Source organism: Geodermatophilus sp. TF02-6 (genome assembly GCF_003319115.1).
Taxonomy (GTDB): Bacteria; Actinomycetota; Actinomycetes; order Mycobacteriales; family Geodermatophilaceae; genus Geodermatophilus.
The window spans coordinates 152,288-162,411 of the sequence record NZ_QOHF01000011.1 but is presented as its reverse complement, the minus strand read 5'-3'; the positions used below and the strand labels follow the sequence as shown (position 1 = coordinate 162,411).

The following is a 10,124-nucleotide window of genomic DNA, read 5'->3' as shown; positions in this document are numbered from 1 at the left end:
GCTGTCACGGCGGCCATGGCGAGAGGGAAACGCCCGGACCCATTCCGAACCCGGAAGCTAAGCCTCTCAGCGCCGATGGTACTGCCCCGGCAACGGGGTGGGAGAGTAGGACACCGCCGGACACCCCGTGCGAACGGGGGTCAGAGCCATCCGCTCTGACCCCCGTTCCGCCATTTCCAGCACACCGGTGCAGCGCCCGCGAACACTGCCCGGCAGCGAGGTACGAGACAGTCATGACATCTCCGCGGCGAGGTGCCGCTGGTTCCGGCGGACGCGGTCCCCGGGGGGGTCGAGGCGGCGTAGGCCACGGCCGGCCTCGAGGGGACGGCAACCCCATTGGCGGCACGTCGTCCCACGGATCCTGGGAGGGGCGCCGATCGACCGGCGACCGTCCCGGTGCCTCCCGCAGCGGCTCCTGGCAGGGGCCCCGACCTGACCGTGACCAGCCGCACCGGCGGCAGCCGGGGCAGGAGGGGCCGCCCGGGTCGGGTGCTCCTCGTGGCGACCGGCGGGAGCACCGGCCGCCCAGGGACCGGGCACGGGAGGACCGGTCGCAGGGCGGTGGGCACCCGCGCGGCGACCGCGCCGAACCCCCGACCGCTGACCGCGGCGGGTGGCAGCAGCGCCGTCCCCGCGTTGAGCGGGACCAGTGGCACGACCGTCCGCGCGGCGAGCCTCGAGAGCGCCCGGTCGGCGCGCGCGGGGACTGGCAGGAGGGCCGTCCCCGAGGTGGGCAACCGGGCTCCTCGGGAGGGAACTGGCAGGAGCGCCGCCCCCGCGCTGACCGGGAGGGCGACCGGCCGCCGTGGCAGGACCGGCCCCGCAGCGAGCCTCCACGGCGGTCGGGTGCGCCGCGAGGCGAGTGGCAGGAGCGCCGTCCGCAGCGTGCGGCCACCGAGGGCAGCAGCTGGCGGGACCGGCGGCCGTCCGACGACCGTCGCGGTCGCCCGGACCGCCGCCCGCGCCCTGAGCCGGACACCCGCCGCACCCCTCCCGCCCCCCGAGGACCGCTCGTCCCTGACTGGGCCGACCCGCGCGACCTGGACCCGGGGATCCGCCAGGCGCTGCGCGGCCTCGACCCACGCAACGCCCAGCGCGTCGCCGGTCACCTGGTGGCCGCGGGCACGCTCGTCGATGAGGAGCCCGAGGAGGCGCTGGCGCACGCTCGCGCGGCCCGGGATCGAGCCTCGCGCATCGCCGTCGTCCGGGAGGCGGTCGGGGTCGCTGCCTACCACGCCGGTGACTACGCGGAGGCCGCGCGCGAGCTGCGGGCCTACCGGCGGATGAGCGGTGACCGCGGACACCGGGCGGTGCTCGCCGACTGTGAGCGGGCCCTGGGCAGACCGGAGGTCGCGCTCCGGCTGGTGCGCGAGGCGCTCGCCGAGCACCCCGACCCGGAGGCGACCGCCGAGCTGCGCCTGGTCGAGGCCGGCGCGCGCCAGGACCTCGGTGAGCTCCCGGCGGCCCGGCTGGTCCTGGAGAGCGCCCTCGGCGGCCGTCCGCGTCCGGAGAGCGTCGACCTCACCGATCCCAGGACCCAGCGGCTGGCCACCGCTTACGCCGACCTCCTCGCCGCGATCGGCGAGCACCCCCGCGCCGAGGAGTGGCACGCCGCCGTCGCAGAGCACACCTCAGACGAACTGGACGTCGAGTTCTCCGAGGAGGAGCCACCCGCCGGGACGAGCGGCGTGGACACCGCTCAGTCCGCGCCCTCCCCTGGTCCGGAGGAGCGTGACTCCGCGGCCGCGGAGCCCGACGGCATCGAGGTCGACGACATCGAGGCCGATGACATCGAGGCCGAGGTCGCCGAGCTCCTGGGTGAGACCGACCTCCCGGAGGACGACACACAGCACTGACCGCCGACACCGACCCCGGCCTTCGTCCACACTCCCGCCCGTCATCCACAGACGGGGTCCGGGCCTGGTCCGCCCACCGCGTGGCGGCGAGGCTGCTGTCATGAGCGTGGCTGTCATCGACCGGAACGACGTGGTGCTCCGCGGGCGGGTGTCCGCCCCCGCCGAGCTGCGGGACCTCCCCAGCGGGGACACGCTGGTCACCTTCCGTCTGGTGGTGCGCCGGCCCGAACCGCGAGCCCGCGGGCAGTCCGTCGACGTCCTCACCTGCATCACCTACGACCGCGGCCTGCAGCGACGCATCGCCGCATGGGAGCCCGGTGACGTGGTGGAGGTGGAGGGAGCTCTGCAGCGCCGCTTCTGGCGGACACCGACCGGCACGGCGTCGGTGTGCGAGGTCAACTGCCGTCGCGGCCGCAAGGTGCCCCGCTCGTCCGGCGGGACCACGGTCCGGACGGCGTGACCTGCCGTCAGTCCGCGTGCGGTCGCAGCACCAGGCCGGTGCGCGGCTTCGGGACGAACAGCGTCGACTTGCGGGGCATCCGCGCCCCGTCGCGGGCCACGGCCGCGACGTCGGCCGGCGACGGGGCACGCAGCAGGACGGCCAGCCCGTGACGCGCGACCGCGCCGGCCAGCGCCTCCTCGAGGCTGTGCGCCACCAGGACGCCGCCAGCGTCGTCACTGCGGCCCCAGAGCTGCTGGAACAGGCCGTGGTGAGCCAGCACGACGTCCAGCCCGCGCCACGCCGCCGGCGCCTCGGCGGGCACGGACGCGCGCACCTCCGCCGAGGGCTCGCCGAGCCGGATCAACCGGCGACCGTCGCTGACCAGGATCCCGGTCGCGGCCTCGTCGGCCAGCCACTCCCGGACGGCGGCGGCGAGGCCGCCTGCCGCTCCCGCGTCGACGGGCACGTCGGTCACTCGGAAGCCGGCGGTCGCCGCGGCCAGCGCGTCGTCGAGGAGCAGGTCGGGGACGACCCGGTGGATCGGCAGCACCCGCAGCCCACCCGGCCCCATGGGGGTCAGGAGGGCCAGGACGGCGTGCCCGCCGGGGGTTCCGGAGCGGGTGCGGGCATGGGCCTGCGCCGCGGCGAAGCGGTGGTGACCGTCGGCGATGACCGCTCCGGTCCGGGCCAGGGCAGCGGTGAGCCGCTCGACGAGCCCCGGGTCGGTCACCCGCCACAGTTCGTGCCGGATCCCGTCGGCGTCGGTCACCGCCAGCGTCGGCGCGCCCCGCCGCGCGGCCGCGGTGAGGCCCGGGACCTCCGGCTGCGGATCGTGGGCCAGCACGATCGGCTCCAGGTCGGTGTCGGTCGCGTCCAGCAACGCCCGCCGGCCCTCCACGGCCGCAGGATGGGTGTCCTCGTGGGGGAGCACCGCCCGGGAACCGGCCGGTGGCAGGGCGACGGCGCCCAGCCAGCCGACCGTGGCCGGTGTCCCCTCCGGCGGGCGCATCTCGTAGACCCACAGCGCCGGCTCCGGGTCCCGTTCCAGCACGCCGTCCACCTCCCACCGTCGCAGGGTCTGCGCGGCCAGCCCGACCGACCGGCGCAGCGCGTCGGGAGCCGAGGTGCCCGGCGGGGGGGCGACATGGGGGAGGATGAGGCGGACGACGTTGTGCGGGTCGGCCGCGGCCAGGCGCTCGCGCCCCTCCGGGGTCACCAGGTCGTAGGCTGGCGAGCTCACCCGGGCCAGGTGGCCGGGGTCTCGTCGCCGGTAGGTCAAGGCGCGGAACGGCCGGACCTCGAGCTCTGTCGTTGCAGGGTGTGGGGAGTCCGCCGACGACGAGGGCACGACGTGGATCGTAGGAGTGGTGCGCTCCGGTCCGCCGTCGCGGCCGGTCCCGCAGGCGGACCGGAGGTGCGCGGGCCGAGCGGCGGCACCCGGACGGAGGGGGCGGCTGTGTCCGACGCCGGGATGCCCGACGGCGACGTCTACGACTGGTATCAGCGGGGTCTGCAGCTGCTCGCCAACCGCGACCCCGCGGCCGCGGCGACGCTCCTGGCTCGGGCCGCGCAGGCGGAGCCGGGCTCGCGCAGCCTGCTGGAGGCCCTGGCCCGAGCGCAGTACGACGCAGGCCGCTACCAGGAGGCGATCAGCACCTTCCGCGAGCTGATCACCCGCAATCCGAGTGACGACTACGCCCAGTTCGGCCTCGGACTCGCCGCCAGCCGGGCCGGCGACCTCCAGCTCGCCGCTGAGCACCTGGCCCTCGCCGTCGCGATGCGCCCCGACCTCGGGCACTACTCGCGGGCGTTACGCGGGGTCCGCAACCGGCGTAGCGGGGAGACGGCATGACCGCACCGGAGCCCTCGCTCGCCACCGGCACCGCCCGGCCACCCACCGCGGTGTTCGACGTCGCGCTCCTGGACCTCGACGGGGTGGTGTACGTCGGACCGGACGCGGTGCCCGGCGTGCCCGAGGCGCTGGCCGCCGCCCGGACCGCGGGCATGCGACTGGGTTTCGTCACGAACAACGCGTCCCGGACACCGGAGGAGGTGGCTGGGCACCTGACCGCCCTCGGCGTCCCCGCGGGCCCGACAGATGTGATCACCAGCTCGCAGGCGGCCGCCACGGTGGTCGCCGAACGGCTCGGTGCCGGGGCGCGCGTGCTGCCGGTCGGGGGGCCGGGCGTGGCGGCCGCCCTGCGGGCCGCAGGCCTGACCCCGGTCACCCGGGCCGAGGACGAGCCGGCCGCGGTCGTGCAGGGCTACGGCCGTGAGGTGGGCTGGGTGCAGCTGGCCGAGGCCGTGGTCGCCGTCCGCAACGGTGCCGAGCACGTGGCCACCAACGCCGACGCCACCATCCCCTCACCACGGGGACCGCTGCCCGGCAACGGCGCGATGGTCGGGGTGGTCAGCGCCGTCACCGGTCGGCGGCCCCTGGTGACCGGCAAACCCGACCCGGCCATGCACGCCGAGTGCGTCCGGCGCACCGCGGCACGCCGCCCCCTCGTCGTGGGTGACCGTCTCGACACCGACATCGAGGGCGGCCAGCGGGCCGGGGCCGCCAGCCTGCTCGTCCTCTCCGGCGTCACCCAACCCCCGGCCCTGCTCGCCGCGGGCCCGCACCAGCGTCCCGACCTGCTGTCGGCGGACGCCGCCGGGCTGCTGCGCGCCCATCCGGCCGTCCTGCGGAACGCGGGAGCGTGGCGGTGCGGGCGTTGGTGGGCCCGGCCGGTGGGCGAGGGCGGCCCGCTCCAGCTGGGGTGCGACCCCCCCGGCGCGGACACCGGTGATGGGTTGGACGGTCTGCGCGCGGTGTGCGTCGCCCACTGGGTCCAGCACCCCGGCACCGCGGCCCCGGCGCGGGTGCGCGCGGTCGACCGGGCCGCGGCCGCCGCGGTGCGGTCCTGGGCGCTCCCCGGCTGAGGTGACCGGGGACGAGCCGGAGCGCCGGACCCGGGTCCGGTGGGTGGCCGACCCGCGCCGCGCGCGTCCTGTCCGTCTTCGAGTCCCGCCGCCCGGGCGACGCGCGACCCCGAGCGGCGGTCGCCGCGGGCCTCGCCGCCGGCTCGTCGGGCGCCGCGGCGGCCGGCGAGGCCGAGCGGGGGTGAGCGGGAGTGGCCAGCGGCGGCTGTCCGGCGGCGGGCCTGTCGACCGGGACCGGCGCAGGCCGGTGCCGGGCAGCCATGAGGCGTCAGCTGGTCGAGGAGCAGTTGGTCAGAGCATCATGCGCAGCCGCAGCAGGTCGCGCAGCCCGGCCTCCAGCTTGACCCGGCCGGAGGCCCAGGCCGGGCCGAAGGAGAGCCGGCCCTCGGTCAGGTCGACCAGGTCGTCGCTGCTCATGGTGAGCCGGATGTCGGCCTTCTCCAGCGACTGGCCCTCGGGCTCGGCCCGCAGGTCGTGCACCGAGCCCCGGGCCAGCCGGCCGCGGACGACCTGCCCCAGGTCGGGCAGCCGGCAGGACAGGCTGCGGTCCAGGCCCCGGGCCGCCGGGCTGGCCGCGAGGTCCCCGAGGATGCTCTCCAGGGCATTCATGCACTGCTCCATCGTCGCCACGCGGGCACGCCTCCAACGCGAGAAGGGACCGGCCGGCCCAGCGCCAGCGCCGGTCGTCAGCCCGTGCCCGTCGTCCTCGGCCGGTAACCTCGCGGGCCAGGGGGTGAGCTCCGGACCGCACCGGCGCCACCGGTCCCCGATCCTCCGCCGCCGCGGCGACGCGGCCGACGACCCGAGAGGCGAGCGATGACCGAGCCGAGCCGACCGCGACCGGTCCCGGGCCCGCCCCGGCCCGGTCCGGGCCCGACGGGCGGTCCGGCGCCGGTCCCCGACCCGACGGCACCGCTGCCCGTCGCACCGCGCCCGGCGGACGACGGCGCCCGCTTCGCCGACCTGCAGCAGCGGCCGGTGGCCGAACACGTCGCCGTCTTCGCGGCCGAGCACGCCCGGCTGCAGCGTGAACTCGCCACGATCGACCAGCTCTGATGGCCCGCCGCAGCAGGCTCGACGCGGAGCTCGTGCGGCGGGGCCTGGCCCGGTCCCGGGAGCACGCCGTCACCTTGATCGCCGAGGGCCGGGTCGCCGTCTCCGGGCGGGCCGCCACGAAGCCCGCCACGGGGGTGGGCGCCGACACCCCCGTCGTCGTCCGCGCCGACCCCGACCGGCCGAGCTGGGTCTCTCGGGGCGCGCACAAGCTGCTCGGCGCCCTCGACGCTCTCCCCGTCGCCGTCGACGGCCGCCGCGCCCTGGACGCCGGCGCCTCCACCGGCGGCTTCACCGAGGTGCTGCTGCGCCGGGGGGCGCGGGAGGTCGTCGCCGTCGACGTCGGCTACGGCGAGCTGGCCTGGTCGCTGCGCACCGACGAGCGGGTGCGGGTGCGCGAGCGCACCAACGTCCGGACGCTGACCCCCGAGCAGATCGACGGGCCGGTCGACCTGGTCGTGGCCGACCTGTCGTTCATCTCGCTGCGGCTGGTGCTGCCCGCGCTGAGCGCCTGCGCCACCGAGACGGCCGACCTGCTGCCCATGGTGAAGCCGCAGTTCGAGGTCGGCCGCGAACGGCTCGGTGCCGGGGGTGTGGTGCGGGATCCCGCGCACCGGCAGGACGCGGTGCTGCAGGTCGCCCGCGGGGCCGCCGAGCTGGGCTGGGGAACCGCCGGGGTGGTCGCCAGCCCGCTGCCGGGCCCGGCGGGCAACGTGGAGTTCTTCCTGTGGCTGCGCCGGGACGCCGGCCCGCCGCGGGAGCAGGACGTGCGCCGCGCCGTCGAGGAAGGACCATCGTGACGCAGGGACCGAGCACCGCAGCCGGCGCTCCCGAGGAGGACACGTGACAGAGGTCAATCCCACCTCGTGGCCGCCGAGCGGGACCCGTCACGTCCTGCTGGCCGTGCACACCGGCCGCCAGGACATCGTCGAGCTCGCCCGCAGGTCGGCCGCCCGGTTGGCGAGGGCGGGCATCACCGTGCGGCTGCTGGAGGACGAGGCCGAGGCCCTGGGCATCGAGGGGGCCCAGGTCGTGCCCGCCGACGCCGAGGCGGCCCGTGGCGCCGAGATCGTCATGGTGTTCGGTGGGGACGGCACCTTCCTGCGCGCCGCCGAGCTGGCCCGCTACAGCAACGCCGCGCTCATGGGCGTCAACCTGGGGCGGGTCGGCTTCCTCGCCGAGACCGAGCCCGAGGCGGTCGAGGAGGCGCTCACCGCCATCGAGCGCTGCGAGTACTCGGTGGAGAAGCGGCTGGCCATCGAGGTCGACGTCCTCGACGCCGCCGGCGCGGTCGTCGGCGGCACGTGGGCGCTCAACGAGGCGTCGGTGGAGAAGACCGTGCGCTCGCGGGTGCTCGACGTCGTCCTCGCCATCGACGGTCGCCCGCTGACCAGCTTCGGTTGCGACGGGATCCTGTTCTCCACGCCGACCGGGTCCACGGCCTATGCCTTCTCCGCCGGCGGTCCGGTGGTGTGGCCCGACGTCGAGGCGATGCTGGTGGTGCCCTCCAACGCCCACGCCCTCTTCGGTCGGCCGCTGGTCACCTCACCGGACTCGGTGCTCACCGTCGCGCTCCCCATCGACGGCAACCGGGCCCGGGTCTCCGCCGACGGCCGGCGGGCGCTGGAGGTGCCCGAGGGCGGCCGGGTCGACGTGCACCGCGCCGCACGGCCGGTGCGGATCGCGCGGGTGCACGCGACCACCTTCGGCGACCGGCTGGTCGCCAAGTTCGGGCTGCCCGTGCGCGGGTTCCGCGACGCCCGCACCCACGACCCGGGCCACGAGCTGCGCCCGCCGCGCAACGTGCTGACCCGCGACTTCGTCCGCGGGGACACGGGGAAGGAGGGCCGCGGTGGCGGCACGGACGACGACGCGTGAGGCACAGCGGCGGCCGCGGGCGGCCGGGCGGGGAGAGCCGGCCCGGTCCGGGGAGGACGCGCAGCAGCCGGAGCCGGCGCGGCAGGCCGGGCAGGTCCGGCCGGGTGAGCCGCCGGCGGCACGGGACCCGGACGCCGCCGGGCCGGGCAGCGCGGCGCGGCCGGGCCGGCTGACCGAGCTGCGCATCCGCGGGCTCGGGGCCATCGATGACGTCACCCTCGAGCTCGGCGACGGCCTCACGGTCGTGACCGGCGAGACCGGCGCCGGCAAGACGATGGTGGTCACCGGCCTGACCCTGCTGTTCGGCGGCCGCGCCGACCCCGGCCGGGTGCGCGCGGGCGGGCGGGCCGGCGTCGAGGGCCGGCTCGCCCTGTCACCCGACTCGCCGGTCTGGGAGCGGGCGGCCGACGCCGGCGCCGAACCCGACGACGACGGCACCCTCATCCTCGCCCGCACGGTGAGCGCCGAAGGCCGGTCGCGGGCCCACCTGGGCGGCCGCAGCGTCCCCGTCGGCGTGATCGCCGAGCTGGCCGAGGGGCTGCTGGCCGTGCACGGGCAGAGCGACCAGCTGCGGCTGTCCCGCCCCGCCGAGCAGCGCCGGGCGCTGGACCGCTACGCGGGACCTGCCCACCTCGCGCTGCTGGAGCGCTACCGGCAGGCCCACGTCCGCTGGCGACAGCTGGCCGGCGACCTCGAGCGCCGCCGCGGGCAGGCCCGCGAACTGGCGCAGGCCGCCGACGTGCTGCGGCACGGGCTGCAGGAGATCGAGGCGGTCGCTCCCCAGCCCGGCGAGGACGAGGAGCTCGACACGCAGGCGCGGCGGCTGTCCGACGCCGACGCGCTGCGCGCCGCAGCCGACGAGGCCCGCGTGGCCCTGGTCGGCGACGTCATCGGCGACCTCGGCGAGGACCTGCCGCAGGACGCCACCGCGGCGCTGGCGATCGCCCAGCGAGCGCTGGCCGGTTCCGACGACCCCACGCTCCTCCTGTTGGCGCAGGACCTCGGCGACGCCGTCGCGGTGGTGTCCGACGTCGCCGGCCAGCTGGCCACCTACGTCGCCGACCTCGACGCCGATCCCGCGCGACTGGCCGAGGTGATGGACCGCCGGGCGGCGATCACCGCGCTGGTGCGCAAGTACGCCGACCCGGGGGACGGCGCCGCCGGCGTCCTGGCCTGGGCCGAGGACGCCCGCCGGCGCCTGGACGAGCTCGACGTCTCCGACGAGGCCCTGCAGGCCCTGGAGGCCGCCCGGGACGCCGCCCGCGCCGAGGTCGCCGACCTCGGCGCGCAGGTCTCGGCCGGTCGGCGTGCGGCCGCGGACGGGTTCGCCGCCGAGGTCGGCCGGGAGCTGGCCGGGCTGGCGATGAGGAGCGCCCGCGTCTCCTTCGCGATCGACAGCGACCTCGACCACCCGGGGCCCGAGGGCCTCGACGAGGTGGCCCTGCTCATGGCCGCCCACCCCGGCGCCCCGCCCCGGCCGGTGCACCGGGGGGCCTCCGGCGGCGAGCTGTCCCGGGTCATGCTCGCCATCGAGGTGGTCTTCGCCGGTGCCGATCCGGTGCCGGTCATGGTGTTCGACGAGGTCGACGCGGGCGTCGGCGGCCAGGCGGCCGGCGAGATCGGCCGGCGGCTGGCCCGGCTGGCCCGCGACCACCAGGTCGTCGTCGTCACCCACCTGGCCCAGGTCGCGGCGTTCGCCGACACCCACCTGGTGGTCGACAAGTCCCCGGACACCGGCGCCGGTGTGACGGCCACCGACATCCGCGCCGTCGACGGCGAGGACCGGGTGCGGGAGCTGGCCCGCATGCTCTCCGGGCTCGCCGACAGCGGCACCGGCCAGGCGCACGCCCGCGAACTGCTGGAGGTGGCGGCGACGGCCAGGACGGCCGCCTGACCGCGCCGCGCCCCGTCGGGGGCGCAGGCATGGCCGCGCGCCGAGCGGGGTAGCCGCCGGTCGTGCGCAACCGATC

Annotated in this window: 10 protein-coding genes and 1 rRNA gene; 9 read left to right on the top strand and 2 right to left on the bottom strand. The window is 77.3% G+C overall.

Going from position 1 to position 10,124, the window contains the following annotated elements; genetic code table 11:
* Positions 1–5: 5 nt before the first annotated feature.
* From rrf to DQ238_RS12195, 3 genes are all read left to right on the top strand, one after another.
* Positions 6–122: ribosomal RNA gene (rrf, locus tag DQ238_RS12205) — 5S ribosomal RNA — on the top strand.
* 990 nt (positions 123–1,112) lie between these two features.
* Entirely contained in the window at positions 1,113–1,856 is a 744-nt protein-coding gene (locus tag DQ238_RS12200; RefSeq protein ID WP_113781534.1) for a tol-pal system YbgF family protein, read from the top strand.
* Between the two features lie 100 nt (positions 1,857–1,956).
* Positions 1,957–2,316, top strand: coding sequence for a single-stranded DNA-binding protein (locus DQ238_RS12195; protein WP_113781533.1), 360 nt, complete (start codon positions 1,957–1,959; stop codon positions 2,314–2,316).
* Between the two features lie 7 nt (positions 2,317–2,323).
* Here DQ238_RS12195 and DQ238_RS12190 read toward each other — a convergent pair whose 3' ends face one another.
* Positions 2,324–3,646, bottom strand: a complete 1,323-nt coding sequence (locus DQ238_RS12190) for a DUF1015 family protein (protein ID WP_255418049.1) — start codon at positions 3,644–3,646, stop codon at positions 2,324–2,326.
* Between the two features lie 108 nt (positions 3,647–3,754).
* On the opposite strand from DQ238_RS12190, the gene DQ238_RS12185 reads away from it, so the two are divergent.
* Entirely contained in the window at positions 3,755–4,150 is a 396-nt protein-coding gene (locus DQ238_RS12185; RefSeq protein WP_199506312.1) for a M48 family metallopeptidase, read from the top strand.
* Positions 4,147–5,223 (top strand): HAD-IIA family hydrolase, encoded by a 1,077-nt coding sequence (locus tag DQ238_RS12180; protein WP_113781532.1) that lies wholly within the window; start codon positions 4,147–4,149, stop codon positions 5,221–5,223. Before DQ238_RS12185 ends, DQ238_RS12180 begins: the two co-directional genes overlap by 4 nt.
* A 291-nt stretch (positions 5,224–5,514) precedes the next feature.
* On the opposite strand, the gene DQ238_RS12175 is transcribed toward DQ238_RS12180, so the two are convergent.
* Positions 5,515–5,832, bottom strand: a complete 318-nt coding sequence (locus DQ238_RS12175) for an alkyl sulfatase C-terminal domain-containing protein (RefSeq protein ID WP_233495907.1) — start codon at positions 5,830–5,832, stop codon at positions 5,515–5,517.
* A gap of 207 nt (positions 5,833–6,039) precedes the next feature.
* Here DQ238_RS12175 and DQ238_RS12170 point away from each other — a divergent pair, with 207 nt between their 5' ends.
* From DQ238_RS12170 to recN, 4 genes are read left to right on the top strand one after another with little or no spacing between them, the layout of a single operon-like run.
* On the top strand, positions 6,040–6,279 hold the full coding sequence (locus tag DQ238_RS12170) for a hypothetical protein (protein ID WP_113781530.1): 240 nt from the start codon (positions 6,040–6,042) through the stop codon (positions 6,277–6,279).
* On the top strand, positions 6,279–7,076 hold the full coding sequence (locus DQ238_RS12165) for a TlyA family RNA methyltransferase (RefSeq protein ID WP_113781529.1): 798 nt from the start codon (positions 6,279–6,281) through the stop codon (positions 7,074–7,076). Before DQ238_RS12170 ends, DQ238_RS12165 begins: the two co-directional genes overlap by 1 nt.
* Before the next feature lie 43 nt (positions 7,077–7,119).
* Positions 7,120–8,154, top strand: a complete 1,035-nt coding sequence (locus DQ238_RS12160) for an NAD kinase (protein ID WP_113781528.1) — start codon at positions 7,120–7,122, stop codon at positions 8,152–8,154.
* Positions 8,129–10,048, top strand: coding sequence for a DNA repair protein RecN (recN, locus tag DQ238_RS12155; protein ID WP_233495906.1), 1,920 nt, complete (start codon positions 8,129–8,131; stop codon positions 10,046–10,048). The genes DQ238_RS12160 and recN overlap by 26 nt, the downstream gene beginning before the upstream one ends.
* Positions 10,049–10,124 lie beyond the last annotated feature (76 nt).

Excerpts from the sequence above, each read along its gene's own strand:
- DQ238_RS12195 (WP_113781533.1), top strand. The coding sequence starts at position 1,957 with ATGAGCGTGGCTGTCATCGACCGGAACGACGTGGTGCTCCGCGGGCGG.
- DQ238_RS12180 (WP_113781532.1), top strand. The coding sequence starts at position 4,147 with ATGACCGCACCGGAGCCCTCGCTCGCCACCGGCACCGCCCGGCCACCC.
- DQ238_RS12175 (WP_233495907.1), bottom strand. The coding sequence starts at position 5,832 with ATGAATGCCCTGGAGAGCATCCTCGGGGACCTCGCGGCCAGCCCGGCG.
- DQ238_RS12170 (WP_113781530.1), top strand. The coding sequence starts at position 6,040 with ATGACCGAGCCGAGCCGACCGCGACCGGTCCCGGGCCCGCCCCGGCCC.
- DQ238_RS12165 (WP_113781529.1), top strand. The coding sequence starts at position 6,279 with ATGGCCCGCCGCAGCAGGCTCGACGCGGAGCTCGTGCGGCGGGGCCTG.